Genomic DNA, 24,711 nt, shown 5'->3' on the forward strand with positions numbered 1-24,711 from the left:
GCGTAGGCGGCATCCTAACCCTACAATGTTGTCAGGTCGCTTTTTGATCCGCCAGTCGCTCCCTGCGCATGTAGGCCCAGTCAATAAGTTCGGCCATCGAGGGTCCCAGGGCTTTGCCCATCTCGGTCAGCTCGTATTCCACCTTCGGCGGCACCTGAGGATACACGGTACGGGTCACGATTCCGTCCTTTTCCAGTTCCTTCAGTTGCTGGATGAGCATCTTCTGGTTCACGCCTGCGCAGCGCCGTTCGAGTTCGGAAAAGCGAAGGGCCTCTTTCGCTCCGAACAGTTGGCAGATGATCACGATCTTCCACTTGCCTTCCAGCACACGCAGGGCGTCCGTAGTCGCTTCCGCCCATTTGAGATGCTGTTGCGGGTCTCCGCACTTCCAGTCACGATCCGCTGCCATACTTACCTTTTGGTGGGTAACCCACTTATCAGTTAGTTCTTGTTGATACCGCAGTATCTACTATCTTGTGGTGCAGAACAACAGGAGCATCAGCATGAAAATCGGCATAATTGGCATTGGCAACATCGGCGGCACCATAGCTCGCAAACTCGCGTCTGCGGGGCATGAGGTCAGGGTGGCCAACTCCAAAGGCGCGGTCGCTGTGCGGCCCTTTGCGGAGGAGATCGGAGCGACGGCGACCGACACGAACGGAGCTATCTCCGGAGCGGATTTGGTCATCATGTCCATCCCGCTTCCCGCTATCGAAAGGCTGCCGAAAAACCTCTTCAAAGACGTCCCCGCGAGCGTGCCGGTCGTTGATACCAGCAACTACTATCCGGGGCTGCGCGATCCGCAGATTGCCGACCTTGATGCAGGCGAGGCCGAAAGCGTGTGGGTCTCCAAACAAATCGGCCGTCCCGTCATCAAGGCGTTCAACAACATCCTTGCGCATTCTCTGGCGGAACTGGGTCAACCTGAAGGGACGGACGGTCGGCTGGCCGTAGCGGTCGCCGGAGATGATGACGCAGCGAAGCAGCTTGTTATGGGGATCGTGAACGAGGTCGGATTCGACCCGGTTGATGGCGGTACGCTTGAAGAGTCCTGGCGGCAGCAACCCTCGACGCCTGGCTATTGCTGCGATTACGATGCAGTCGCCATGCGCAGGGCACTCAATGCGGCGGTAAAGGGTGAAGCACCCAAGAAACGTGAACAGCTCACGAGCAAAATGGCAACTCTCGGCCCGAGCCCCACCCATGATGATGTCGTGGCAATGAATCGCTCCCTCAACCCACTAACCTGAGGTGGCACCATGTCAAAAGTCGTGTCAGAAAACCGTAGGAGGATCATATCCGCCGGGTCCGCCAAGATGATGGTTACGTTTTGCAATGGAGCGTCGAGTATCTCCACGGAAGAAGGCAATCGATCCGCCTTTGCTCATGGCCTTTAGCGATGGCGGTGAGGGTGCTGGTTAGATACGCAAGCGGATCGACGTCATTAAGTTGCACGTCTCGATGAGCGAGGCGATGGTCGCCCAGTTGTCCGCTCCCGCGTCATGCCCGGCAAAAGTGCGTTCTTGTGGTTGAGGGCAATCGGCAGAATGGTCCTGTCGACGCTCTTGTTGTCGATCTCGATGCGACCGTCCAGACCCTTCGCAATATTTGGCGTCCGGACCAGGTCACCGAACCCAGCGATAGCCTTCAGGCGATGCCATCACCGCGCGCAATGCGCCTGACTTCGCCAGCGGCTGCGTCGAGGATGCCTTGCGACAAATTCTCATCCTGCAAGATGCGCGACAGCGTGACGGCGCCCACCATCAGAGACAGTATCGCCATCGCCTTGCCGCTGGGATTTGAGCTCTTGGCGTCGTCCATCAGCTCATCCAGCACCTCAAAGTGAGCGCGGATACCATCCTCAAATGGACGCCTGACCTCTTCACTCTGCCGCGCCGCGTCCGATCCCAACGCCACTAGAGGGCAACCGTCACCCTTTTCTCCAAGATGTCCGGGTGAGAGGTAGAACTCCATGACTGCTTCGAGGGGATCGGAACTTGTCGCAGCCGCCGTCGACCATCTGCGCGTAGCGCTTTCCAGCGCGCGCCTGGACGCCTGGGCTGCAAGATCGTCCTTGGACGAGAACTGCTTATAGAACCCACCTTGTGTAAGGCCCGCCCCCTTCATCAGATCTTTGAGGCCAATACCGTCGAAGCCGTGCTCTCGAAACAGACGGCTTGCGACGTTGATCACCGTTTCCCGGTTCTCCTCGGCCTGTGCCCGGCTCACTCTCATATTGATCTCCGATTAGATTTCATTTGACATCTATAACGCAATTAGATTTAGATCGCAATCTAAATCATCCGGATCGCTGGTCAAGAAGAGAACTTAAGATGAAACGCAAACATGTCCTGACTCTCGTGGGCCTCGCGGCAGCGGCGGGTGCCGGTGCCTATTTCGTGGTTTTCGGAACCCCTAAGTCGGAGGCAGAGGCTCCGGACCCAAGGACTGCCTCGCCACTGGTCAGGGTGGCAGAGGCGACAAGGACTGAAACGGCAGAGCGATCTTTTACCGGCACGGTTGCTTCGCGAGTACAGAGCAATCTGGGCTTTCGGGTTCCGGGCAAGATCGTTCAGCGGATGGTCGATGTGGGCCAGCAGGTCAAGCAAGGCCAGGCTCTGATGCGCATCGATGAAACCGATCTTCAGCTTGCTCTGACGGCGAAGCGCAATACGGTTACCGCAGCGCGTGCTGTCCTGATCCAAGCACAAGCAGACGAGAAACGGTATGCGGCGCTGGTCAAAAATGGATTGGCCGCCACCCCGCAGCGTTATGAACAAGCGAAAGCGGCCCTCGATACGGCCTCGGCACAGCTTGCCGCGGCTGAAGCGGACGCCGAGGTTGCGGAAAACGCCGCCTCCTATAGCGTTCTTCTTGCAGACTCGGATGGAACGGTCGTCGATACGCTCGGAGACCCGGGACAGGTGGTGTCAGCGGGACAAACGGTGGTTCAACTGGCGCAGGCGGGGCCACGTGAAGCCGTTGTCTGGCTACCGGAAACCCTGCGGCCCGAGACAGGATCCGAAGCGCAAGCCAGTGTCTATGGAGGCGAGGGTCTAAGTGGAAAAGCCCTTTTGCGACAGATTTCCGATTCTGCCGACCTGCAAACCCGGACCTACGAGGCGCGGTATGTTCTCGAAGGCGCCGCTGCCTCTGCCCCGCTTGGTTCGACGGTGACGATCAAAATATTCGACGCGAACCGGCGATCGGAGGTCGCCGTACCAGTCGGTGCCATCCTGGACGACGGCAGCCGGACAGGTGTGTGGGTTGTCAACGGGGCCACATCGACCGTGAACTTCAAGCCTGTCGAGATCAAGCGGATCGGCGAGGAAATGGCATTTGTCACCGGAATAGGGGTTGGTCAGCAGGTTGTCGCTCTGGGCGCGCATCTACTGGAAAATGGCGCGACCGTCAGGACGGCTGCGCAGCAAGAGGTGACAAAGTAATGAGCTTCAATCTTTCCGCCATCGCGGTTCGCGAACGCGCCGTTACATTATTCTTTATTGTCCTGTTGGCCGCCGCCGGGGTCTATGCCTTTGTCAAATTGGGCCGCGCCGAGGATCCCTCCTTCACCATCAAGACCCTGACGGTAACCTCAGTTTGGCCGGGCGCCACCGCGCGTGAAATGCAGGATCTTGTCGCAGAGCCACTCGAGAAGCGTATCCAGGAACTCACCTGGTATGACCGCGTCGAAACAACGACGCGGCCTGGCTACGCATTCCTTACAGTCACACTCAAGGATAATACTCCGGCGTCCGCAGTTGAAGAGGAGTTCTACCAAGCGCGCAAGAAGCTCGGCGACGAGGCTCGAAATCTTCCGCCCGGCGTCATGGGTCCCTTTGTCAATGATGAATATTCCGACGTGAGCTTCGGCCTTTACGCATTGAAGGCGAAGGGGATGCCGATGCGGGACCTCGTTCGGCAGGCGGAGGTCATCCGCCAGGATCTGCTGCATGTTCCGGGCGTCAAGAAAATCAACATCCTCGGGGAGCGCCCCGAAGAGATATTCGTCGAATTTTCCTATGCCAAGCTCGCGACACTTGGAATATCGGCGCAGGATGTTGCCGCAGCCTTGCAGAGACAGAACACGGTGACGCCCGCAGGCTCGATCGACACGCGCGGGCCACAGGTCTTCATCCGTTTCGACGGAGCCTATAATAGCGTACAGGCAATTGCCGACACGCCGATCGTAGCAGGTGGACGAACGGTGAAACTCTCCGATCTGGCGGATGTACGGCGTGGCTATGAGGATCCGGCCACTTACGTCATCCGTCACAATGGCGAACCGGTTTTGATGTTGGGCGCCGTAATGCAGCAGGGCTGGAATGGCCTTGACCTCGGCAAGGCGCTTGAAGCCCGGTCCGCCGCGATCGCGCAGACACTGCCGTTGGGCATGACCCTTACAAAAGTTAGCGATCAGGCCGTCAATATCGACGAGGCGGTCGGTGAATTCATGCTGAAGTTCGCCATGGCGCTTGGCGTCGTGCTGTTCGTGAGCCTTGTCGCACTCGGCTGGCGCGTTGGCATTGTCGTGGCGCTCGCCGTGCCGCTGACGCTCGCCGTCGTCTTCCTCATCATGCTGGAAACCGGCCGGTTCTTCGACCGCATCACACTCGGCGCGCTCATTCTTGCGCTGGGCCTTCTCGTGGATGACGCCATCATCGCCATTGAGGTTATGGTGGTGAAGATGGAGGAGGGCATGGATCGCATTAAGGCGGCCGCTTATGCCTGGAGCCACACGGCGGCACCGATGCTGTCCGGCACACTCGTCACAATCATCGGACTGATGCCCGTTGGTTTCGCCAAGTCGACTGCAGGTGAATATGCCGGCAACATCTTCTGGGTCGTGGGATTTGCCCTGATCGTTTCCTGGATCGTCGCGGTGACTTTTACGCCCTACCTCGGCGTGAAGATGCTGCCTGACATCAAACCGGTGGAAGGTGGACACCACGCCATCTACGATACGCCGAACTATCGCCGCTTGCGCTCATTCATCGCGTTTGCGGTTCGCCATAAGTTCATGACCTGCGCCGTGGTCGGCGTGACGATGGCTGTCTCGGTCGTCGGGATGGGAGGGGTAAAGCAACAGTTTTTCCCGACATCAGACCGGCCTGAGGTTCTCGTCGAAGTTCGCATGCCTGAAGGTTCGAGCATTCAAACCACGACGGCCGCGGTGGAGAAGGTCGAAGACTGGCTGCAGGCCCAGCCGGAAACAAAAATCGTCACCAGCTATGTAGGGCAGGGCGCTCCCCGCTTCTTCTTTGCCATGGCGCCCGAGTTGCCCGACCCCGCCTTCGCCAAGGTTGTCGTGCTGACGCCCGATGCGCATGCACGAGAAGAGCTAAAGCATCGCCTTCGCGCCGCAATCTCTGACGGCCTTGTTCCAGAGGCATCCGTACGCGTCACGCAGCTCGTATTCGGGCCCTATACGCCGTTCCCGGTCGAGTTTCGGATCATGGGACCGGATCAGGAGGAACTCTATAAGATTTCCGAGCAAGCTCTGGCAATTATGAAAACTGTGCCCGATGTCCGTCAGGCCAATCGCGATTGGGGCAATCGAACGCCTGTGTTGCGCTTTGTCCCTGATCAGGAGCGGCTCAATCTGATCGGTCTTTCACCGTCCGAGGCAGCCCAGCAGATGCAGTTGCTGCTGAGCGGCATCCCTGTCACGCAGGTGCGCGACAACATCCGCAACGTGCCCGTCGTCGCACGCAGTGCTGGCGAGAACCGCCTCGATCCATCACGCCTTGCCGACTTTTCGCTGATGAGCCGGAATGGTCGCCAGGTTCCCCTCGATCAGATCGGGCATTCCGAAATCCGGTTCGAGGAACCGATCCTGAAACGGCGCGATCGGACACCGGTCATTACGATCAGGTCCGATATCAACGAGGCGACGCAGCCGCCGGAGGTCTCCCAGCAGGTGATGAAGGCCCTTCAGCCGCTTATCGCATCGCTTCCAGTGGGATATCGCATTGAGATGGGCGGCAACATCGAAGAATCGCTCAAGGCCAATGTCGCACTTGTTCAAGTCTTCCCGTTGATGATCGCGGCCATGTTGATTGTCATCATCCTCCAGGTACGCAGCCTTTCGACGATGACGATGGTCATGTTGACCGCGCCTCTTGGACTTGCAGGCGTGGTCCCAGCGCTGCTTCTGTTCAATCAACCCTTTGGATTCAACGCCATTCTCGGTTTGATAGGACTGGCCGGCATCCTCATGCGCAACACGCTGATCCTGACGGAGCAGATCAAGGAAAACCAGGCTGCAGGTCTCGACGACTATCACGCTGTCATTGAAGCAACCGTCCAGCGGACTCGTCCTGTCATCTTGACCGCGCTCGCAGCCGTCCTGGCCTTCATCCCTTTGACCCATTCAGTGTTTTGGGGGTCGATGGCCTATACGCTGATTGGCGGAACGGCTGCGGGCACCGTGATGATACTGCTCTTCCTTCCAGCCCTCTACGCGGTGTGGTTCCGTATCAAGCCTGCAAAAGAAGAGAGCCACGAGGAAGCCATCGAGCGTCTCGAACCGCCGATAGCACTGGCTGCGGAGTAGGAATCTTGTGCCCAACCCGACGAGCCTTCCGCACCCGTACAGAAACTCACACCGATCTCTGGCGGGAGCGTATCCTCGATGTGGCGGAAGAACACTTTCGGCGCATCGGGTACAAAAAGACATCGGTAGCCGACATAGCATCCCACCTCGGGATGAGTAGCGCCAATATATATCGCTTTTTTCCTTCAAGGGCGGCGATCAACACGGCGATTTGTGGTCGCATCATCGGACAAACAATGCGGTCTGCAGCTTCGATTGCACAGATGGAGGGGCCGGCTTACGAGAAGCTGGTAGAACTTTTCAATCAGCTTCACAGGGAACGGAAAAACACCTTCCTGCACGAGAAGCCGGTTCATGATCTGGTTGTCGCCGCAACGGCACAGAACTGGGCGATCATCGGTGCGCATAATAAGCATCTCGTGGCGATCATCGAGGCGATTGTAAATGATGGGATCGACACAGGCGCGTTTCGTGTTGATGCGGCGAAGGCCGCCCGATCTCTGATGAACGCCCTCATGCCCTTCTACCACCCTGTTCTCATAGAGCAGGGGGTCCGAGACGGCGTAGATACCGAAGAAGGTCTGCGTGATCAGATCCACTTTATTCTGAAAGCAATCGATGCGTGAAGCGCTCGAATATCTCCATTCGCCATCAACCCCGAGGGAATCAAACATCGGGGGTCAGGTCCAGTTAATTGACAGGAAAACGAATGCAACACAGTGCTGACACGGGAACGCAAATCTCCGTCGTGGAAAAAATTGATGGCGCTCCCGGAAAACGTGCCCTGATCACCGGTGCGTCAAGTGGCCTTGGCCTCGAATTTGCTGAACTGCTCGCGGCGCAAAAAGTCAATCTCGTACTCGCGGCCCGGCGCAGGGAGCCAATGGAGAAGCTCGCTGCCGAACTTCGGCGGAAGCATGATGTCGATATCGTTGTCGAGCCAATCGATCTTGCCGCTCCAGGCGCTGCTGCCCGTTTGAAGACCAGCCTGGATGAGAAGTCGCTACAGATCGACATCCTGGTGAACAATGCCGGATACGGGTTGCACGGCGATTTTCTCGAAACACCGATCGAGCGCACCACCGATATGATCCAGCTCAACATCACGGCGCTCACCGAACTGAGCTATGCTTTCGGACGTGACATGGCCGCCCGGGGATCGGGCCAGATCCTTCTCGTGGCAAGTCTCCTTGCGCTTCAGCCGGTTCCCAGCTTTGCTGCTTACGCTGCGACGAAGTCTTATGTACTGGCGTTTGGAGAAGCCCTGCACGAAGAGCTCCGTCGGCAAGGCGTGGTCGTCACCAGCCTTTGCCCAGGGCACACCGAAACGGGTTTCGATACAGCTGCCGGGGCTCCGGTCTCACCCATACTGCGCCTTTTGACAATGAAGCCCCGTCCAGTCGCCGAAAGCGGCCTTCGAGCACTCTCTCAGGGGAAAGCGTCCGTGATCGCCGGGTTCATGAATAACGTCGTTGCCTTTTCAAATCGTTTGACGCCACGTTCGATGCAGCGAGCCACCATGAAAAGAATTCTGGGGCCATAGAATGATCATTGTTGCCGCCCCATACCGATATCCGGGCAGGCCGGTTTCCAATCCCCAGCGTGCAATGCTTCATCGACATGGCATCTACCGCCGCAGCTGTCCCTTCAGTCGATTAATGCATCCTGAATACCCTTGCGATCATAACCGCCGCGACAACGATAAAGTCGTTGCAAACTTCTCAAGCGTTGTGAAGGCGGTCAGTGGCATCAACTTCAGGATCGCTCGAACCATTCCGGCGGGTCGCGACAGGGCGAGCCGGTACGCACCAAAGCACTGTTTCCACAAACATGCGGTTGTCGCGGCCGGACGAACTGCGTGTGCGGCAGCTTTGAATCTGATTTGCTCAGGGCAGACCGTCCTGCAAATAACCTGCGACGTGAGTTGGAATTAGCCAGATCACATCTCGTTCAAAAAATGTTGCGCTGCAATATGGTGTGGAGCTCTTTTTTTCGGAGTTCCTTTCCCTTTATCTACGCTTGCGAAAAGATCGCTTCTGCAACCCGCCGGATGAGCGACAACCTCCCAACCCGACGTCCGGCTAGAAAGAGGATCCGAATATGGGTGATCTCCTGAAAGGTATCTCCAATTTTCGCGGCGCCGTGTTTCCTGGTCACTCGGCGCTTTACCGCAAGCTGGCTCGCGAAGGCCAGCAACCACATGCCTTGATGATATCTTGTGCTGACAGCCGCGTAATGCCGGAAACGATAACGCAGTCCGGTCCCGGCGATCTCTTCGTTTGCCGCAATGCAGGCAATATTGTTCCGCCCTTTTCGACCCTCAATGGTGGCGTCTCGTCGGCTATCGAATACGCTATCCTCGCGTTAGGTGTCAGCGACATTGTCGTTTGCGGTCACTCCGATTGCGGGGCGATGAAAGGGCTGTGCCGGCCGGAAATGCTGGAACCGATGCCGAATGTTGCAGCCTGGCTGCGGCACAGTCACGCCGCCTTTTCGATTGTTTGCCAAGCCTATCCCGACGACCTTTCCGAAGCCGAACGTGTGCGTGCGGTGGGCATGGAAAACGTCGTCGTTCAGCTCGACCACTTAAAGACGCATCCGTCCGTGGCTGCAAAGCTCGCGACCAACGAGATCACCCTGCATGGCTGGTTCTTCGACATCGAGACGGGCGAGGTCCAGGTCTATGACGGGGCTTTGGCAAGTTTTACCGAGGTGCAGGAGGGTGAGGCGCTGCCAGTCGCCTTCACAGGGCGAAATCACCCGCATGTCATGCCGCGGGTTTCTGCAACGCTTGCCGGGGAATAGTGACATCATGAAAAACAGCTCTGCATTTTCGCGCGACCTGGCTTCGTCTCTGGTCGTTTTTCTTGTCGCCATTCCGCTCTGCCTGGGCATCGCCGTCGCCTCCGGGGTACCCGTGGCCATGGGACTTGTCTCCGGTATCATAGGTGGCCTCGTTGTCGGGCTTCTGGCGGGCTCGCCTCTTCAGGTCTCAGGCCCTGCCGCTGGTCTTGCCGTCATCGTCTTCGGCTTCGTCGACCGGTATGGAATTGCCCTGCTGGGGCCGGTGCTGCTCGTCGTCGGTCTCCTGCAGATCATAGCGGGTTTCCTCCGGATCGGCTCCTGGTTCAGAGCAATTTCGCCAGCCGTGGTTCATGGTATGTTGGCCGGCATCGGCATTTTGATCATCCTCGGGCAGGTCCATGTTCTGATGGGCTCAAAGCCGGCGGCGGGAGGCATCGAGAATGTCACCGCTTTCGACGAGAGCGTCGGCAGACTATCGGGCGCCAGCGTGACCAACGAGGCCGTCGCACTGCTGGTTGGTCTCATCGCTCTCCTCGCGATGGTCTGCTGGGAGAAATTTCGCCCCAAATCGCTGCCACTCGTTCCTGGGGCGCTTGTCGGGGTTGCAGCCGCCACGGTCCTGACCACCGCGCTCGACCTCCCAATCGCCCACGTAGCTGTGCCTACCTCACTCCTTGAGAGTATATCGCTGCCGACCGCTGAGAGTTTTGCCAACTTGGTGCAGCCCGGCGTCATCTTGGCGACCCTGATGATTGCCGTCATTGCGAGCGCCGAAACACTTCTTTCGGCAGCGGCAGTCGATCGGATGCATGACGGCGGACGCACGCGCTTCAATAAGGAGCTGTTCGCCCAGGGCGTCGGTAACGGACTGTGCGGCTTGCTCGGTGCATTACCTATCACGGGTGTCATTGTCCGGTCATCGGCCAATATTCAGGCGGGGGCACGCACGCGAATCTCGGCAGTATTGCATGGCCTATGGATCCTGGGCCTGGTGGCGCTTTTGCCGGATCTTCTGGAAATGATACCGTTGACGGCGCTCGCCGCTGTCCTGATTGTCACCGGCTGGCGGCTGATCAGCCTTCATCATGTGCGCCACCTGTTCGAACACCATGGTCTCATGCCGGTTGGAATCTGGGCCGTCACAGTGGCGATGGTCGTCCTGCAGGACTTGCTGGTTGGTGTGGCCCTCGGACTTGCGCTGTCGATCCTCGAAGTGCTTCCCTATCTGCGCCGAAAGCAGGCGATCCGGCATTCCGAAGTCAACGGCGAAATACATGTTCGGCTGCGCGGAGCGGTCACCTGCAAGGACGTGCCAGCGCTACTTAATACGCTCGAAGGGCTGCCTGAAGGTCGTAAAGTCAGTATCATCGGCAGTCACCTGCATTACATTGATCACACCAGCGCGGAGACCATCAGCGAATGGCTCCGGCGCGAGACGAAATCCGGTCGAACGGTTGAGATCCACCCGCCCCAGGCAGCGCGGCATCCCCGCCTCAAGCCGCTATTTGAGCGATTCTCCGCCGAAGCCGCCTGATCGTCTTCGGGCGGGCAATTGCGTTAAACGAGCAGGCCTGCTGTGTAATGTTGCAGAAAGATGAAGGCTCTTGAGCAGGGAACCGCGAGCCTCGTCAGGCCCACGAGATCTAGCGCGAGACGTATGCTCATTTCACGAAGGCGGACCTCGACCGCCCATTGAAGCGATGATCGTTCATCGACGAACACTGGAGTGTTCGGGGTCGAGCCGATCTGCAGGCAACTGCCGATCGGCTCGTCAATCCAGGGTGAGACTTCAATGAGGACGGTTGCGGTATTCTTGGTGTCGTAAAAATGCGCTGAGGGTCAGCACGGCCGAGAACACCAGCAGGTTTACGGATCCGCATCGCCGGGCCAGCAACGGCATTTGTTTTTCACTTCCCGGAACAATTCTGCCAGTCGACAACCAGATCGAGGATGCGAAAAGGACCACGAAGGCGAGGGTCGCGGTGGCGGCTATCCTAGGCACATCCTGCGCGGGGGCATCATCGTGAGCCCGATGATAAGTGCCTTGTGGCTTGGCCGAACGAATGGGAAGGGGTGCCTAGAGTTCGAGTCCACTCAAAAGCATAACGGCTCCAACACCGCACCACCAGGTAGCGGCCGTTGGCGCCTGAGAAACGGCTTGCCCTCGCTGCACGCCTTCCCTATTCGTCCAAAATGCCTCCTCCACCCATGACGAAACGCTTCCTTGTCAAAAGGAGCGCCAGCGTGACGGGGCGAAGTCCCTGCCCATCGACGCCGACGTCGTACTGGCGGGGAAGAGGCTTCAATCTGCCATGCGAGTGGCCATGCAGATTGATCGACTTCTTGCCCATCTGGTTCCAGGTTCGAAAAGCGTAATGGCACAGGATAAGATGACGTTCCTCGTGGCGGAGTTCCGCGTAATGCTGCACGCTTTCCCAGCCCGGCGAATTCGTGGTCGTCGCCGGGTCATTGTTGCCCATGATCAGGTGCTTTCGACCGTTCAACCTGGCAAGCAGCTCGGTACAATCGCCCGCTCTTGCCGACATGAAGTCTCCCAAGTGCCAAACCTCGTCGTCAGACCCGACCGTTTCGTTCCAAGTGCGGATCAGGGCGTCATCGTGTTCGACCACGTCGGAGAATGGACGTCTGTCGAGGCGAAGGACACGCGGGTCGCCGAAATGAGTATCGCCGGTAAAATGGATCATGTGCAATAACTGGCGTCTGGCGTTCGAACGTCGATGCGAGGGTGCTTCATGAACAATACGGGCGCCCTACACGACTTCGAGCGGAAGCAATGGTGGGACGGGAAACTCGATGGCAATAGCGTCGCCGGGAACGACGACTCCGCCCTTGAGCACGATCGTCATGACGCCGGTCTTCCGGATGAGTCCGCCGTTCGGTCCTCTGCCGAGGACGGCTTTGAGAAGTCCCGGCTGGAAGTTGTCGATCTGCGAGCAGGGATTGCGCAGCCCCGTGACCTGAAGCTCGACGTTCGCACCGAGCTTCAGAACCGTTCCGCGCGGGAGCGCCAGAAGGTCGACGCCGCGGGTGGTAATGTTTTCGCCCAGGTCGGCCGGACCAACCTTGAAACCTTGATCGGCGAGCTCGTCCAAAAGCTCCGCCTGGATCAGATGAACCTGTCGCAGGTTTGGCTGACTAGGATCGGCCCGGACCCGGGAGCGGTGCTTGACGGTCACGCCCAGGTGCGCGTCGCCCTCGACGCCCAGACCCGCGAGGATGTGGATCTCATTCATCCGCCTCTTCGAAAACCGATGTTTATCATCTGTCGCGACTGCGATCACCTGTCCGCGGTCCATGCAATCCTCCTCAAATTTCACCGAGACGTTTCCATACCTTCATGTGCATCGCCGGGGAAGCCATGGCAGAATTCCTCCGGAAAATCCGGGGTCACGCTGCGGACCAAAGCCGATTCATCAGCCACGAGTCATCTTCACCAGGGACCGCACATCGATACGTTGAAGGTCAGGGCGAGGAATTTCCAGGAACCTGAATGTGAAACAGGCTTGTGCTCCTGGGCGCCAGGACAGCGAATATGGGGTGGGTTCACCGAAGAAGGCCGTCGACGTTGAATTCTTCCCAGCCGCGCAGCTTCGTCGCTGCATCGTCCGGATGTCGTTCGATCGTCTTAGAAGACTTGCCAGCATTCTTCAGAGATCGCGTCAGCTTCGCCTTGTATGCTGCCCTGCGTCGGTTCTCCGCGGTCGCCGCCAAATCCTCCTCCCGCCATTCATCGACGACGCCCCGATTGAGAAGGTCTTCCACGACGCGCGGGTCGAACACGTGGAAGGTGATCTTTCGTGCTCGACCGCGCAGTTTCACGGTGCGCGTGCCAGCGCTCGGCAGACGGCCGTCCTTGAGCCAGCGATGACGCTCGCTCGTCTTGATCGACAGGATATCCTGGATCTCGCGCGGGATTACAGGCATGCTTTCGATGTCTTCCAGCGCAGTGGCGACAACCGACGCCGCGCCATGGAATTCTGCCTTGGCACTTGCAGGCATCGCCAGCGTGAGTTCTCCTTGCTCGATATCCAGCGACTTTTTCGAAGCGATCGGCAACCGCGCCCGCAGCTCGAGGAGAATTCCCTTGACGCGGACCGAAGATCCCAGGGTCGCTGATGGCGGCAGCACCCACGTCCTGACCAGCTCCACATCGTTCTTTTCGTGTTTCGGCATGAACCCTAGATGGGATAAGCAGTGTTCCACGTCAACGAGTAGTATCACCAGGATAAGCTAACATCGGGATCGTCGTCGAAGCCATTGGGGGTGGCGATAGACTTCTTTCGCGAGCTCGGCCTCGAACTCGAAGGCCGCGCGACGATCGAGGGCGAATGGGCCGGTCGTGTCACGTCTGGGCGACCACCCACGATCGGGTCGTTGCCATGGCGGTCGCAGGTGCGCTGATAGGCATGCCATACCGCCGTGAAACCTGGCGGCTCCGGCCAAGGGTACAGACTGTCGTAGTCGTCGTCAGAAAGTATGACGCGACCTCGCCGCGGTTCGCCGAGACAACATCCGACGAAGACGGTGCAGCGGTAGGTCGGTGGAGTCAGAGCGTGTCGATCAGCCCTCCGTCCACACGCATCGAAGCGCCGGTCGTTGCGGACGCCAAAGGGGAGGCCAGGTAGGTGACGAGGTTGGCGACTTCTTCCACGCTCGCAGCTCGTTGGATGATCGAACTGCCGCGGTGCTTCTTGACAAAGTCCGCCGCGACCTCCTCGATCGGTTTCCCGGTCTTCGCCCGCTCATCGGCGAGCATCGCCTCGACGCCTTCGGAAAGTGTGGGGCCGGGGAGGACGGAGTTCACCGTGACGCCCGTGCCAGCCATGCGCTTGGCAAGGCCGCGGGCAACGGCGATGTCTGCCGTCTTGCTGACGCCGTAGTGGATCATCTCGACCGGAATGTTGAAGCCGGATTCCGACGCGATGAAGATGACGCGGCCCCAGTCGACGTTCTGCATGCCCGGAAGGTAGGCACGCGAAAGCCTGACGGCCGACATGACGTTCACCTGCCAGTGGCGATCCCACACCTCGTCGTCCGCGTCGAAGAAATCGAGCGGCTGAAAGATGCCCGCATTGTTGATGAGGATGTCCACATGAGGAACTTTGGCGAAGAGTGCGTCGCATCCTTTAGCGGTTGCGAGATCGGCTGCGACGGCGGTCACGCTTCCCCTGGCACCTTCGCCCTTCAGGCGTTCGGCGGCATTTGCGGTCTTTTCTTCGGACCGTCCGTTGACTACCACGTCTGCGCCCGCCCTCGCGAGCTGGCGGACGATCGCGTATCCAATGCCTTCGGTCGATCCCGTGACTAGCGCGGTCTTGCCTGTGAGGTCGATCTGCATCTTCTGCTCCTGTGAGGTTGGATCACAGAACGTATGAACTGGCGAGCGGTCTCGCAACCGTCCAGGATGCGGATAATCAATTCGGGTAGGGGAAGGAGCCGATCGAAACCAATCAGGTTTGTTACCGGTCGGCCCGGTCGGCCGCTTCCTCGTCTTCGTCGACCGGTCTGCCAAGCCTGAAGGGATTGTCCCCGTTTATCGAAATCGAACGCGAAGATGGACAGGGAGGTAAACGAGCCTAGCATCGGCCTTATCGCTCCAATTTGCCGTGAGGCTTCGCGAAGTATTCGTCGATTTCCGTCTTCACCTTTGCTCGCGTAAGATACTGAAGCTTCTGACGAAGCTTTTCGACGTCTTCGTCGGTAGCCGGGCCCGGACTGCGCGATCGTGGAACCTTTCGCGCGATCGTTCTGTGCTCGATTTGACCGCGAGGCTGTTTGCGCTCGTCTTTAATTCTCTACCTTTATTCAAATAAACTGAAAAAACAACTTTGGATACACTTCCGTCTGAGCGTTATATAGTGGGAACTTTTGAATGCCTTTGGTGGTTATTTATGCGGTCGCTCGACGATTGTTGCTTACCCCAAGCAGCCAACACTACTGTGCGCTGGGCGGCCACTTCGCCCGAGCGTTTACTTGTTTGACTGAAAGCTCTCGAATGACTAGCGGACGTAATAATCGTGGGCAGGGAGACGTTCCCCCAGAGGCAGGCTTCGCAAATCGCCTGCTAGTCCGTATTACCCGCCTGCCTAAACCGTTTCGCCGGGCGATTGGATGGACTGTTTACCTGGCGCTCGTACTGGTAATGTCCGCGGTGACCTTGTTGCCGGTTTGGTGGTCGCAATAAGTTCCCGACAGGCCATCGGCCGTTGTGCAGGCGAGATGGCGGTCCGTCTGATTCGCGGAGCTTCTTGCCGGGCGACTTGAATTAAACACAATCCGACGCTATTTAACGGTCATCGGCGTTGCTGGTGAGTGCTCCACGCGAGTGTTCGCGACTGCCGAAGTCGCTTATCTGCTTTTGACCACGGATGTACTGGCACTGGTGTGAAGAGCGATATTGGAAAGGTCGGTGCGATTTCGCCCCGGCCTTTTTTATTTGCCCGTTGGGCGGGCAGGCAGGCGTTCCATCAAACGACATCAGTATCGTTGCCAACAACGCTGGCCGCGTCATCAGGGTTCAAACTGGGTCGACCCGGTCGAAAGTCGACGTTCCTACAGCGAGCGGGGTGGATCCGGTTGGACGACACGCTCGATCCATATTCCCTGAGCAGATCACGCAAGAGCGCGACGGGTACCGGTATCGGCGCGCTCTCGATGGGTACAGGGACGTTGGACGTGTCTGGCGTTCGGAGGGATGGTGAGGTCGAAATCGGTTGGAGGGAGCAGGGCAGCCCCGTCGTCGAAGCTCCCGCAAGTTCCGATGGGTTATGGCACCAAATTTGTCCATCGGGCAGTTTGGCGGTGTGAACGCCCGACAAAAAGGGTGCCCCGTCGAGAGCCTTCGTTCGCTTGCCCGATAAACGGTCTCACTCGGCGGCCTGCCGGACAGGGTATTCTTCTGGGAGCTCCGCCGGAGCGATGATCTCGAAGTCCGCGGGCATGGCGTGCTGATCGGTTCCCAGGAGCGCCAGCGTCCAATAGTCAGGATCCTCCCCGAAGACCGTAGAAACCCGAACGATCGTTGGTTGTCCGTCGAAATACTTCGAGGACTTCGCCCAGTAAAATGCATGCGGAACCAAACTCACTGCAACCATGACGCCTACTCCCGTGACCTGTGGACGATAGCAGAAACCCCAGAAATGAGAATGCCTCAGCTCGTCCAGGTCGTCATCTGGTGGATAATGATCACCCGTCGACCGATCCGGCTTCCAATTCACGTCTTCGCACGACGATTTTCCGGCGCGGAGACGCGGCACGGCTCCGAAGCCGCTGTTCGTCGTCGGGCAATACCTTCAAATGGGCGGCTCGAGCTGCAGACACGAAAACTTGTCTCGCCCTCGTGGGCTGCAATTCGCGTTGAAGCGACCGCAGACATGAGGCAAGCGCGTGCTGCCATGTCGGACCATTTAGATGCCTGGGCCATCTCTCCGACATCAAGATGCCCATCAGGCCCGATATCGTGGATGCCGTTGCGAAGTTTTCTCGATCCGGCAAAGACACGGCAATTTCCATGATTGGTATCGTGCTCACGTCGTGCATGATGTCACCGGGCCTTGCTCGATTTCAGCTCTGCGGCCACGGACTTTTTCAACGCGTCCATGATGTTCACGACATTCGAGCCCTGAGTGGCGTCCGGCTTGCCCTTCGCGGCCTTCTTGGCGGGCTTGAGAGCCCTCTTCTTCTCCGCAATGATCTTCAGCAGGCTTTCTTGGATCGGGTCGCTGACCATGTCCGAGGACCACCGGGAGGTCTTCTGCTTGATTAACTGCTGGACTAGCGGAATCAGTTCGGGGTCAGCCTCTTCATCGATTCCTTCGAAGTAGGATTCCTCGGGACGCACTTCGTCGCCGAACCGCAGCGTCCAGAGAACGATGCCTTCGCCGCGAGGTTCGAGAACGACCGCACGCTCCCGACGACCGATTACGAGCTTCGAGACGCCGACGACTTTGTCCGATGCCATCGCATCTCGAATGACGGCAAACGCTTCATGTCCGACCGGGTCGTCGGGCATAAGGTAATGGGGCTTCTCGAGATAGACCCATTCGATGCTCTCGGCCGGCACGAACTTGTCGATGTCGATGGTCTTCACCGTATCAAGAGCCACGGAGTCGAGGTCGTCGTCCGTCAGAATGACGTAGTCGTTCTCGCCGCGGGCGTAGCCCTTGGCTTCGTTTTCGTCCTTCACCGGCTTGCCCGTCACCGAGTCGACGTACTGTGAGACGACACGATTTCCTGTTTCCCTGTTGAGCGTGTGGAAGCGAACCTTTTCGCTGTCGCTTGTCGCCGGACTCATTGCCACGGGACATGTAACCAGCGACAGCTTGAGATAGCCTTTCCAGTAGGGGCGCGGCATGGCTGGTCTCCTCAGCTCGCTTTACGCTGCGCGGCCGGCGCCGCCGCGGATTTGCCCGAGGCGCGACGGGCCTTGTCGCGGCTGGAACCGGCGTTGGCATTGGCGGCCGTCCGCTTCGGCTTGCTCTCCGCGGCCTTCACCATCCTGGCACTCTCTCGAAGCGCGGCAAGAAGGTCGTTCGGTTTCGAGACCTTGACTTCCTTGCGCTTCGGAAGCGCCTTACCTTCGATCTTCGCCTTCACCAGTTCCGCCACGGCGGCTTCATAGCGGTCATCGAAGGTCGCAGGATCGAACTCGCCCTTCTTCGTCGAGATGATGTGCTTTGCGAGATCAAGCATCTCGCCCGCGATTTTCATCTTCGGCATTTCTTCGAAAGCCTTCGCAGACGAGCGGACCTCGTAGTCGTAGTTCAGCGTCGTTGCGATCAGACCCTTGCCGTGCGGTCTGATCAGGACCGTGCGCATCCGTCGGAAGAGGACCGTGCGGGCGATGGCCACGACCTTCGACTTCTTCATTCCGTCCCGCAACGCGGCGAAGGCGTCGCCGCCCATCTTGTCGGGCGTCAGATAGTAGGGCTTGTCGAAGTAGACGTCGTCGACATCGGCGCAAGGAATGAATGCCTCGATCTCGAGCGTCTTGTTGCTCTCGGGGATCGCTGCGGCCACTTCTTCGGGGTCGATGATGATGTACCGGCCGTTCTCGATCTCGAAGCCCTTCGTCTGAGCTTCTTTCGGAACAGGATCTTCGGTCTCGCTGTCGATGAAGACGCGATTGACCCGATTGCCAGTCAACCTGTTGATCGTGTGGAACGTGATGCGTTCCGAGGTGCTAGCGGCGGTGTAGAGCGCGACGCCGCACGACACCTCGCTAAATTTGAGGAAGCCCTTCCACTGAGCACGATGACCACCCGCCATGACCCTTCACTCCCGAATCACTGAGTCGCGACTCAAGACTCGACGAGCTGATTCGTTCCGACTTGAAACGAATCATTTTTCAATGGCTTACGCCTGTTGCTTAGGAAACTGATTCCGGTCGCGGATCACCATTTCGATAAAGCCTAGTCGGCAGTGTTAGCCGTTGCCGGAACTTCCTGATTCATCAGTCGTTTAGGAAGAAAACTCAACAGGAGGCACTTCCCAACGGCAAACACCAGCCGAGGCCGCGCGCAAGATCGAGCCCGTGTGGCGGGAGGACAGGATCACGAGGTCCAGTATGAGGCGGAAAAGGAACGGGTCTCGAAGTCGAAGGTCAGGGAGACTGTCAAAAAAGTCGGCAACAGCCGCAAGAAGGTCGAAGCTAACCTGGAGAAGTAGAGGCGAGTTCACATTCCAAGAGGAACTCGTCGCTGACGAAAGGCGGAACGGGAATTCCCCACATCGGTCCGCGACCGATCGAGCTAGAGGAGTCGTCCCGCACGCTTGAACATCCGTCCAAACTTGAGCAGTAGGCGCTCAAGCTCCGGTTCGTCTACGCGGCGGGCGGCCTCCATTGGCGTCAGCCACACGGAGTCTCGCTCGGCCATCTCTGGAAAGCGCTTTCGGTTACGGCGGACCTCCAGTAGGAAGACGGCAACGACTGGTCGCGCTCCACTTCCGTCCTGCATAAGTTTGTCATAGAAGAACTCGCCGAAGGGCTTCTTCTTCGCCCTTCCGATCACGCCAGCTTCCTCCCAGGCTTCACGTTCCGCCACCTTGCGCGGCTTAAGACCTGATATCGGCCAGCCCTTCGGGATCATCCAACGTCTCGTCTCCCGCGTCGTGATAAGAAGCACCTTTGGCCCCTTGGGTGTGTTTCGGAAACACAATGCACCATATTGCTGGATCGGCTTCGGATAGACGTCAATGTCATTCATCGTGTCTGCTCATGTTCATCGACGTTCTCGACCGTGCCGGATAGGCTGAGGTTCCTTCGCTTGAGGTTCATGGCGTCCTCATGTCAGCGCCAGAAGCGCTTCGTGTCGATGACCTCATCTACTGAGGACTGCGCCATGCGGATCAACGCATTCTTGTCATCGTGAGAAACGACAGAATCTCGAGCAGGGTGGTTGGCCAGTCCATGCTGCGCGAGCACCTTCGGTCCGGTTGCCAGATCGTTCAGTGCTCCAAGATAGTCCTGCAGCTCCTCCATCGCTGCGATGAATTTCCGGTGCCGGCGCGTGCCGCGCTTGTCGTCGAACAGCGATCCGAAGAACTCGGCCGCGTAGCGAAGCTTTTTAGCGTCCTTGCGAACCTGGTGACGATGCTCGTCGTCGGTCTCAGCCAACGCACTGCCATGCTTTTTCAGCTTCTTACGCATCTTCTCGATGGCCCTCACGGCAAACTCCGAGGCCGATGTGTCCTCGGAAGTTGCGCTGCCGCCAGTGCGATCGAGGTCACATTGAAGCCACTCGTTGAAATCGATAATGAGCGCGCGCGCTCGCGCTGACCCCAGAGCCTCGACAGCGTCGCCGTATGCCTTGTTGCGGGCATCCTTGAGCTTGGCCCGAAGATCGGAGTCCTTCGCTTTCATCAGCAGGACGTCGAGATTACGTGCTTCGCCGAGGACGCCAGCGAGCCAGCGAAGCTCCTCTTGGATCCTTTTCGGCTCGTCGCCTATCAGGAGCGGCCTGAACAGAGAGAACGCAGAGCGGAGACGCCGCAGAGCTACCCGCACCTGATGAAGGGTTTCCGAATTTCGTCGCTGGAGAAGGATTTCTTCGTTGAGACGGAACTGCCGAAAGCAGGACGCGGCGATCTCTCGAAACGCGCTAGACGCCTTGATGTTTCGTTCGAGATCGAGGCGCTCTGCCTTGAACATGAATTGCTGCCTGTCCAGAAGCGCGAGGCCCCGTTCTGACTTGGACTGAATGCCGAATCGGAACGGCGCGATCGCGTCGATCTTGCGAATGAAGATGAATAGGTCCTTCGGATCGCCGTCCTTCAGTTCAACCTCGATTTCCTGAACAGGCGAGCGCCTGTTGCCAGACACTACGTCTCCCCGATCGACGACCACCTCCAGCCGAGAGCCGTTCAACTCGATGTTCCAGACGCGACGCTCAATGAATACGGTGAAAGCGGCTTCCACCTCAAGTTCCGGTCCGAACTCGCTTATGAGAGGGCTCGTATGGTCGAGGACGGGTTCATTGCCTTCAATGGACGTCTCCCATTCTGAACGAACAAACAGTGATTTCGCCGGCCCGGATGCCTTCACAGTCTGAACGTGGGACGCGCCGGTAGAGCGGACACGCAGAGAGAATCCCTTCTCCGACAGCCGACGATCGTCCGTCTCGAAGTAGGTCGAAGACTGCTGCAGCGCCTCGTGGGGCTCTCCGAGAAGATCGGAACCCAAAAGGCTCTCAAGGGCTTCGCTAGAGAGGTCGAGCTTGATTTCGATTTCTGATGGCAAGGCAGGCTCCATTCTGATTGGATGCTCATCAACGCTGGAGGTCCTGTCATAGTTCGGTCGCGTCACGACGTGATGAAGCAAACTGGACTCTTCAACGTTGCCCAGCTAGTTTGCGCGGGCTTCGAAACCGGAGGCGGACGATGCTCAACGAAAGCGCCCAGACAGAACTTACGAAAACGGTGTCTGGTCGCGATGTCGCGCAGGCTGGTGCTCTCTGCTACCGTCGGAACGAAAACGGTGGAGTTGAAATCCTTTTTGTAGGCAGCCGACGGAACGGTCGATGGGGCATTCCGAAGGGGCACGTCGAAGGTGGTGAGGTCAGCAGCGCCGCGGCGCTGAGAGAGGCGTTCGAGGAGGCCGGGGTCTCAGGCGTCGTCGACAAGACCGTGTTCGGTACGTTTTCTTATCGGAAGGACACGAGTCCCAACCAATACCACGTGGCCGTCCATCTTCTTAAGGTCTCGAGGATCGCGGACAAGTTTCCGGAGAAGGGTGTCCGAAAGACACGGTGGTTCCCCTTGGAGACCGCGTTGCGGGAAGCGGCGCAGCCGGGCTTGCGGCTGCTACTCTCAAGCATCAGGTCCATTAACCTCTGACTACCGAGCGTCGATGATCCGAACGACACCGTCAAGCCGCCAGATCGGGAGAGATGCGACACAGGACTTCGTGATGGTCAACGGTCCCGTCGTCCGCTTGGCGCCTTGCGCCCGGACGGGACGCTACTCGCCCTCTTCACCTGTCTTCGGGAAGAGATGAGTGACATTGGAACCAGGGGTCGGAACCCTCGCTGCCGTCTTCTTGATGCCGTTGCTGCGTTCGCCAGCAGCTTGTACGACCGAGGCAAATCCATCGCGTTGCCTGTAGTAGTCAGGTTTTTCCGGAAGACTGAGATCAAAATCGGCAAGCAGTCGCTCGATGAGGTCCATCGCCTTCGCCGCGATCACCGCATAGCCCTCCTGGCGCCGCTCGAAAAAACTGTCGAAGCCTGGGCCGGAGAGATCAAGGTTATCCAACGCGTTCCCAAGGTTCGTCACCCGGTTCGATAACCATAAAGCCTCGTGGAAGAGCTCGTCGCCGAGGAGGCTCAAGTCTTCAGCCCGTGGGAGGACAAGAACCGGATCCGCTGTGTGGAAGACGAACTCGCCTTCGTTGACTGGGTTGAATTCAGGCGTATCGTGAACGGCAGCGTATGCGGCGCCGACAAAATCGTCTAATGCCAGAGCTGTCAGCATTGCCGCGTTGCGCGCTCTGGCTTTTGGGTTCCGACCGCGTTCAGCAGCCGTCCACCGCAGCACGCTCGGTATGATCGTGCCGGCGGCGAAACAGCCAGCCCCAATCATCGCTCCGACTAGCATGATGCCTTGAGTTGTTTCGAAGAACTGCGTCAACACTTACCTCGTAGAGTTCGAGAAGCGATTTGCATCGGTCGCACGCAGGACGGAATCAGTACCGGCTGTTGCAGTGTGCCTCGCTTGAAAGCGATTAGGAATGCTCTCCCGAAAGATGAGATCTCGAGAGAGTATATTCAAGGTTTAGTCCGTATGCCCCCTTTGCGAGGGAACCACACCGATAGTTGGGACAGGTGGTTCCTGTTGCCGCATTTTGTTGTCTTGCTCGTCACCGGGGCTAAGTGCCTCGCGCACTTCATCGTCTTCCCAACCCGCCTCGATGGCGGAAGCCACAAGCGTCTCGATTTTCTCGGTTTCCGACGCATGCGAAGTCTCATCGAGGCGGCGTCTGGCGGTCTCCAGGTACTGACGGAGGTTCGAAGCGCGACTGGGGTCGTTACGGTCGTAGCTTGGTGATGAGACGTATGTCATTGGACGCTCCCTGCTGATCGAGAGGAACACCTGAACAGAACTCCGGTTCCACACTACGCACCTGCGGTAAGCGCCGTCGTTTGCCGCCGGCGCTTACGTCACGTATTGGCGCTGATCCGCCTGCATCCCCTTCGCCTTGGGCGTTCATCAAGCGTCATCCTGGCGAATGGCCGGTGGCTGTGCTGCAGATGGACCATATGCTCTGACCACGGCAGTCTGGCTGTCTCGGAACTTTCGATCTCGCAAGTCTGTTCGTACTGTTGAATGGAGGAACTGGCCATGTCCAAAAAGAATAATGACAAAGGGGGCAATCCTAAAGACCAGCCGGTCAATCACCCTGACCGTAAAGAACTGCCACCGGAGCCTGACGATCAGAAACACCCGGCTCGAGATACAAGGGAGGCACCGGTGCCCAACCCAAACGGCGAGCCTGTTGACAAACCTTAGCAACTGCCAGACCGTCGTGAACCGACTTTTGGATCGGGTTCGCTGTTGACAGGAACAAGGAAGATCCAAACGTCTCGCGATGACATCATCGATGTCTTTGATTTCTCGAGCGCCGGCCATCCTAGTGTCGCAATCAAACTATTCCTCGGCGTCGGAACAGTTCTTATATTGCAGCTTCTGAAGTGGCGCATCCAGCCTCAGGATGAGCCCGGTCGGGGCGTAATCAAGAGAGACCTCCCCGAAAGCGGACAGGCTGGAGCTGACGAGCCGAGTGCCGAACCCCTTCCTGGTTGGAGTTTCCACCGCCGGACCTCCAACCTCCTGCCAAGTGAAGTTCAGGCTCGGGGCGCCCGCCTTGTCGCGTACCGACCACTCGATTTCAACAGTCCCTGTATCCTCCGAAAGCGCACCATACTTATTGGCGTTGGTGACGAGTTCGTGCAGCACGAGGGAGAAACAAAGGGCCGCCTGTGGACTCAACTCAACGTCGGGACCGCTTGCTTTGAAACGTCCTGACGTCTCAAGTCCGAGATTAATCGCGGTAGCCTCGACAATCGTTCCCATGGTCGCGCCCAACCAATTTTGCTGCAGCAAAATATCGTGTGCTTTCGAGTAAGCATTGATCCGCGCCGAGATCGATTGTTCCGCTTCCTCCAGAGAGCTGGCGTTTCGAAAGGATTGACTGGTGATAGCCTGAACGACGGCCAGCGTGTTTTTCATGCGGTGAGAGAGTTCGTGCATCAGGACGCGCTGTCGCTCCTCGTTTTCTCTCTGCTCGGTGCGATCTCTCAGAATCTTCACAAAGCCCTCGACTTCGCCATCATCCGACGTCAGCGCCATCATCTGACCCGACGCCCAGAACAACGATCCGTCCTTGCGAACGTGCCAGCGTTCATCGTTGCCATGGCCTTCCGCTAAAGCGGCGGTCATCTCCCGTTGGAGAATCCCCGCCTGCAGGTCTTCCTGCGTGAAAATGACGGCTGCGGGCTTGCCGATAATCTCAGCCTCGTCCCATCCGAGGATCCGTCGCGCACCCTCATTCCACGTAGTCACCAGGCCATCGAGATCCATGGAGATGATCGCATACTCGATCGCGCTCTGCAGAATGGCTTCGAGGAAGCGCTCTCGGGAGCGGCTGGAACTGGAAAAGGGTTTCATGATCATATTGTGCGCGCGAACCTTTCAGGGCCTGCAAGGCTGAAAGGCCTCATCCTGATTTTATACCGGACGCCGTCGCGTTGGCAAAGGCCGCAGCCGTGACACGTTGTCGGGCAAGTCCCGGAGGAGCGATCGCTAAAGCCACACAACCTTCTCGGAAACAAAGA

Annotated in this window: 25 protein-coding genes, 3 pseudogenes and 1 other annotated feature; of the genes and pseudogenes, 11 read left to right on the plus strand and 17 right to left on the minus strand. The window is 58.2% G+C overall.

Going from position 1 to position 24,711, the window contains the following annotated elements; all coding sequences use genetic code 11:
- Positions 1–31: 31 nt before the first annotated feature.
- The gene (locus ACD590_RS27975; RefSeq protein WP_026230379.1) at positions 32–409 is read right to left on the minus strand and encodes a winged helix-turn-helix transcriptional regulator; all 378 of its coding nucleotides are present in this window, start codon (positions 407–409) and stop codon (positions 32–34) included.
- Positions 410–503: 94 nt separating this feature from the next.
- On the opposite strand from ACD590_RS27975, the gene ACD590_RS27980 reads away from it, so the two are divergent.
- Positions 504–1,250, plus strand: a complete 747-nt coding sequence (locus tag ACD590_RS27980) for an NADPH-dependent F420 reductase (protein ID WP_018245225.1) — start codon at positions 504–506, stop codon at positions 1,248–1,250.
- Positions 1,251–1,323: 73 nt separating this feature from the next.
- Here the strand turns inward: ACD590_RS27980 and ACD590_RS27985 are convergent.
- Both ACD590_RS27985 and ACD590_RS27990 read right to left on the minus strand, forming a co-directional pair.
- Positions 1,324–1,591: pseudogene (locus ACD590_RS27985) on the minus strand (transposase domain-containing protein); the annotation flags it as partial.
- Between the two features lie 56 nt (positions 1,592–1,647).
- On the minus strand, positions 1,648–2,235 hold the full coding sequence (locus ACD590_RS27990; protein WP_018444458.1) for a TetR/AcrR family transcriptional regulator: 588 nt from the start codon (positions 2,233–2,235) through the stop codon (positions 1,648–1,650).
- Between the two features lie 98 nt (positions 2,236–2,333).
- Here ACD590_RS27990 and ACD590_RS27995 point away from each other — a divergent pair, with 98 nt between their 5' ends.
- The 4 genes from ACD590_RS27995 to ACD590_RS28010 all read left to right on the plus strand — a co-directional run bounded on the left by ACD590_RS27995 (position 2,334) and on the right by ACD590_RS28010 (position 8,099).
- Positions 2,334–3,446, plus strand: coding sequence for an efflux RND transporter periplasmic adaptor subunit (locus tag ACD590_RS27995; protein ID WP_439003872.1), 1,113 nt, complete (start codon positions 2,334–2,336; stop codon positions 3,444–3,446).
- Positions 3,446–6,556, plus strand: coding sequence for an efflux RND transporter permease subunit (locus ACD590_RS28000; RefSeq protein WP_439003873.1), 3,111 nt, complete (start codon positions 3,446–3,448; stop codon positions 6,554–6,556). Before ACD590_RS27995 ends, ACD590_RS28000 begins: the two co-directional genes overlap by 1 nt.
- A 2-nt stretch (positions 6,557–6,558) precedes the next feature.
- Complete coding sequence (locus tag ACD590_RS28005; RefSeq protein ID WP_028734656.1) at positions 6,559–7,182, plus strand: TetR/AcrR family transcriptional regulator; 624 nt, start codon at positions 6,559–6,561, stop codon at positions 7,180–7,182.
- A gap of 83 nt (positions 7,183–7,265) precedes the next feature.
- Positions 7,266–8,099: an SDR family NAD(P)-dependent oxidoreductase gene (locus ACD590_RS28010; protein WP_018245219.1), complete on the plus strand. Its 834-nt coding sequence runs from the start codon at positions 7,266–7,268 to the stop codon at positions 8,097–8,099.
- A 224-nt stretch (positions 8,100–8,323) separates the two neighbouring features.
- Here ACD590_RS28010 and ACD590_RS28015 read toward each other — a convergent pair.
- Positions 8,324–8,421: pseudogene (locus ACD590_RS28015) on the minus strand (IS5/IS1182 family transposase); the annotation flags it as partial.
- A gap of 235 nt (positions 8,422–8,656) precedes the next feature.
- On the opposite strand from ACD590_RS28015, the gene ACD590_RS28020 reads away from it, so the two are divergent.
- On the plus strand, positions 8,657–9,361 hold the full coding sequence (locus ACD590_RS28020; RefSeq protein WP_018444453.1) for a carbonic anhydrase: 705 nt from the start codon (positions 8,657–8,659) through the stop codon (positions 9,359–9,361).
- Between the two features lie 7 nt (positions 9,362–9,368).
- Positions 9,369–10,895 carry a SulP family inorganic anion transporter gene (locus ACD590_RS28025; protein ID WP_439003874.1) on the plus strand — a complete coding sequence of 509 codons (1,527 nt, stop codon included), beginning with the start codon at positions 9,369–9,371 and terminating at the stop codon, positions 10,893–10,895.
- Between the two features lie 124 nt (positions 10,896–11,019).
- Positions 11,020–11,132: a sequence feature (AL1L pseudoknot), on the plus strand.
- Positions 11,133–11,541: 409 nt separating this feature from the next.
- Here the strand turns inward: ACD590_RS28025 and ACD590_RS28030 are convergent.
- The 3 genes from ACD590_RS28030 to ACD590_RS28040 form a co-directional block, all read right to left on the minus strand.
- Complete coding sequence (locus ACD590_RS28030; RefSeq protein WP_439003875.1) at positions 11,542–12,066, minus strand: metallophosphoesterase family protein; 525 nt, start codon at positions 12,064–12,066, stop codon at positions 11,542–11,544.
- 66 nt (positions 12,067–12,132) lie between these two features.
- The gene (locus tag ACD590_RS28035; RefSeq protein ID WP_439003876.1) at positions 12,133–12,678 is read right to left on the minus strand and encodes an MOSC domain-containing protein; all 546 of its coding nucleotides are present in this window, start codon (positions 12,676–12,678) and stop codon (positions 12,133–12,135) included.
- Between the two features lie 247 nt (positions 12,679–12,925).
- Complete coding sequence (locus tag ACD590_RS28040; RefSeq protein ID WP_018245212.1) at positions 12,926–13,555, minus strand: hypothetical protein; 630 nt, start codon at positions 13,553–13,555, stop codon at positions 12,926–12,928.
- Positions 13,556–13,617: 62 nt separating this feature from the next.
- On the opposite strand from ACD590_RS28040, the pseudogene ACD590_RS28045 reads away from it, so the two are divergent.
- Positions 13,618–13,729 (plus strand): annotated as a pseudogene (locus ACD590_RS28045) (VOC family protein); the annotation flags it as partial.
- 199 nt (positions 13,730–13,928) lie between these two features.
- Here ACD590_RS28045 and ACD590_RS28050 read toward each other — a convergent pair.
- The 5 genes from ACD590_RS28050 to ACD590_RS28070 form a co-directional block, all read right to left on the minus strand.
- A complete protein-coding gene (locus ACD590_RS28050) occupies positions 13,929–14,720 on the minus strand; it encodes an SDR family NAD(P)-dependent oxidoreductase (protein WP_439003877.1) in 792 nt (263 codons plus the stop codon).
- 1,528 nt (positions 14,721–16,248) lie between these two features.
- Complete coding sequence (locus tag ACD590_RS28055; RefSeq protein WP_112907471.1) at positions 16,249–16,476, minus strand: hypothetical protein; 228 nt, start codon at positions 16,474–16,476, stop codon at positions 16,249–16,251.
- A 91-nt stretch (positions 16,477–16,567) separates the two neighbouring features.
- Positions 16,568–16,921, minus strand: coding sequence for a DUF982 domain-containing protein (locus ACD590_RS28060; RefSeq protein WP_439003878.1), 354 nt, complete (start codon positions 16,919–16,921; stop codon positions 16,568–16,570).
- Between the two features lie 4 nt (positions 16,922–16,925).
- Positions 16,926–17,735 carry a non-homologous end joining protein Ku gene (locus tag ACD590_RS28065; RefSeq protein ID WP_112907469.1) on the minus strand — a complete coding sequence of 270 codons (810 nt, stop codon included), beginning with the start codon at positions 17,733–17,735 and terminating at the stop codon, positions 16,926–16,928.
- An 11-nt stretch (positions 17,736–17,746) separates the two neighbouring features.
- Positions 17,747–18,649, minus strand: a complete 903-nt coding sequence (locus ACD590_RS28070) for a non-homologous end joining protein Ku (protein ID WP_113543883.1) — start codon at positions 18,647–18,649, stop codon at positions 17,747–17,749.
- A 183-nt stretch (positions 18,650–18,832) separates the two neighbouring features.
- Between ACD590_RS28070 and ACD590_RS28075 the strand changes: the two genes are divergently transcribed.
- Positions 18,833–19,048 carry a DUF3606 domain-containing protein gene (locus tag ACD590_RS28075; protein WP_080671832.1) on the plus strand — a complete coding sequence of 72 codons (216 nt, stop codon included), beginning with the start codon at positions 18,833–18,835 and terminating at the stop codon, positions 19,046–19,048.
- A gap of 83 nt (positions 19,049–19,131) precedes the next feature.
- On the opposite strand, the gene ACD590_RS28080 is transcribed toward ACD590_RS28075, so the two are convergent.
- Complete coding sequence (locus ACD590_RS28080; RefSeq protein WP_018444443.1) at positions 19,132–19,587, minus strand: NUDIX hydrolase; 456 nt, start codon at positions 19,585–19,587, stop codon at positions 19,132–19,134.
- Between the two features lie 83 nt (positions 19,588–19,670).
- A complete protein-coding gene (locus ACD590_RS28085) occupies positions 19,671–21,119 on the minus strand; it encodes a CYTH and CHAD domain-containing protein (RefSeq protein WP_439003879.1) in 1,449 nt (482 codons plus the stop codon).
- A 140-nt stretch (positions 21,120–21,259) separates the two neighbouring features.
- On the opposite strand from ACD590_RS28085, the gene ACD590_RS28090 reads away from it, so the two are divergent.
- Positions 21,260–21,715, plus strand: coding sequence for an NUDIX hydrolase (locus ACD590_RS28090; protein ID WP_112907464.1), 456 nt, complete (start codon positions 21,260–21,262; stop codon positions 21,713–21,715).
- 123 nt (positions 21,716–21,838) lie between these two features.
- Here the strand turns inward: ACD590_RS28090 and ACD590_RS28095 are convergent, their stop codons facing one another.
- Both ACD590_RS28095 and ACD590_RS28100 read right to left on the minus strand, forming a co-directional pair.
- The gene (locus ACD590_RS28095) at positions 21,839–22,507 is read right to left on the minus strand and encodes a hypothetical protein (RefSeq protein ID WP_439003880.1); all 669 of its coding nucleotides are present in this window, start codon (positions 22,505–22,507) and stop codon (positions 21,839–21,841) included.
- Between the two features lie 144 nt (positions 22,508–22,651).
- A complete protein-coding gene (locus ACD590_RS28100; RefSeq protein ID WP_439003881.1) occupies positions 22,652–22,939 on the minus strand; it encodes a hypothetical protein in 288 nt (95 codons plus the stop codon).
- Between the two features lie 279 nt (positions 22,940–23,218).
- On the opposite strand from ACD590_RS28100, the gene ACD590_RS28105 reads away from it, so the two are divergent.
- Positions 23,219–23,386 (plus strand): hypothetical protein, encoded by a 168-nt coding sequence (locus tag ACD590_RS28105; protein WP_157626510.1) that lies wholly within the window; start codon positions 23,219–23,221, stop codon positions 23,384–23,386.
- Between the two features lie 138 nt (positions 23,387–23,524).
- Here ACD590_RS28105 and ACD590_RS28110 read toward each other — a convergent pair whose 3' ends face one another.
- Positions 23,525–24,550, minus strand: coding sequence for a sensor histidine kinase (locus tag ACD590_RS28110; protein WP_439003882.1), 1,026 nt, complete (start codon positions 24,548–24,550; stop codon positions 23,525–23,527).
- Between the last annotated feature and the right edge of the window lie 161 nt (positions 24,551–24,711).

The organism is Rhizobium sp. 862_C5_N1_2 (assembly GCF_051811205.1).
GTDB lineage: Bacteria > Pseudomonadota > Alphaproteobacteria > Rhizobiales > Rhizobiaceae > Rhizobium > Rhizobium leguminosarum.

Coding starts and splice junctions, on each gene's coding strand:
- ACD590_RS28055 (WP_112907471.1), bottom strand. CDS start 16,476: ATGGTTGCAGTGAGTTTGGTTCCGCATGCATTTTACTGGGCGAAGTCC.
- ACD590_RS28000 (WP_439003873.1), top strand. CDS start 3,446: ATGAGCTTCAATCTTTCCGCCATCGCGGTTCGCGAACGCGCCGTTACA.
- ACD590_RS27980 (WP_018245225.1), top strand. CDS start 504: ATGAAAATCGGCATAATTGGCATTGGCAACATCGGCGGCACCATAGCT.
- ACD590_RS28010 (WP_018245219.1), top strand. CDS start 7,266: ATGCAACACAGTGCTGACACGGGAACGCAAATCTCCGTCGTGGAAAAA.
- ACD590_RS28110 (WP_439003882.1), bottom strand. CDS start 24,550: ATGATCATGAAACCCTTTTCCAGTTCCAGCCGCTCCCGAGAGCGCTTC.
- ACD590_RS28080 (WP_018444443.1), bottom strand. CDS start 19,587: ATGAATGACATTGACGTCTATCCGAAGCCGATCCAGCAATATGGTGCA.
- ACD590_RS28050 (WP_439003877.1), bottom strand. CDS start 14,720: ATGCAGATCGACCTCACAGGCAAGACCGCGCTAGTCACGGGATCGACC.
- ACD590_RS28105 (WP_157626510.1), top strand. CDS start 23,219: ATGTCCAAAAAGAATAATGACAAAGGGGGCAATCCTAAAGACCAGCCG.
- ACD590_RS28030 (WP_439003875.1), bottom strand. CDS start 12,066: ATGATCCATTTTACCGGCGATACTCATTTCGGCGACCCGCGTGTCCTT.
- ACD590_RS28090 (WP_112907464.1), top strand. CDS start 21,260: ATGCTCAACGAAAGCGCCCAGACAGAACTTACGAAAACGGTGTCTGGT.
- ACD590_RS27975 (WP_026230379.1), bottom strand. CDS start 409: ATGGCAGCGGATCGTGACTGGAAGTGCGGAGACCCGCAACAGCATCTC.
- ACD590_RS28025 (WP_439003874.1), top strand. CDS start 9,369: ATGAAAAACAGCTCTGCATTTTCGCGCGACCTGGCTTCGTCTCTGGTC.
- ACD590_RS28065 (WP_112907469.1), bottom strand. CDS start 17,735: ATGCCGCGCCCCTACTGGAAAGGCTATCTCAAGCTGTCGCTGGTTACA.
- ACD590_RS28100 (WP_439003881.1), bottom strand. CDS start 22,939: ATGACATACGTCTCATCACCAAGCTACGACCGTAACGACCCCAGTCGC.
- ACD590_RS27995 (WP_439003872.1), top strand. CDS start 2,334: ATGAAACGCAAACATGTCCTGACTCTCGTGGGCCTCGCGGCAGCGGCG.
- ACD590_RS28070 (WP_113543883.1), bottom strand. CDS start 18,649: ATGGCGGGTGGTCATCGTGCTCAGTGGAAGGGCTTCCTCAAATTTAGC.
- ACD590_RS28060 (WP_439003878.1), bottom strand. CDS start 16,921: ATGCACGACGTGAGCACGATACCAATCATGGAAATTGCCGTGTCTTTG.
- ACD590_RS28040 (WP_018245212.1), bottom strand. CDS start 13,555: ATGCCGAAACACGAAAAGAACGATGTGGAGCTGGTCAGGACGTGGGTG.
- ACD590_RS27990 (WP_018444458.1), bottom strand. CDS start 2,235: ATGAGAGTGAGCCGGGCACAGGCCGAGGAGAACCGGGAAACGGTGATC.
- ACD590_RS28035 (WP_439003876.1), bottom strand. CDS start 12,678: ATGGACCGCGGACAGGTGATCGCAGTCGCGACAGATGATAAACATCGG.
- ACD590_RS28020 (WP_018444453.1), top strand. CDS start 8,657: ATGGGTGATCTCCTGAAAGGTATCTCCAATTTTCGCGGCGCCGTGTTT.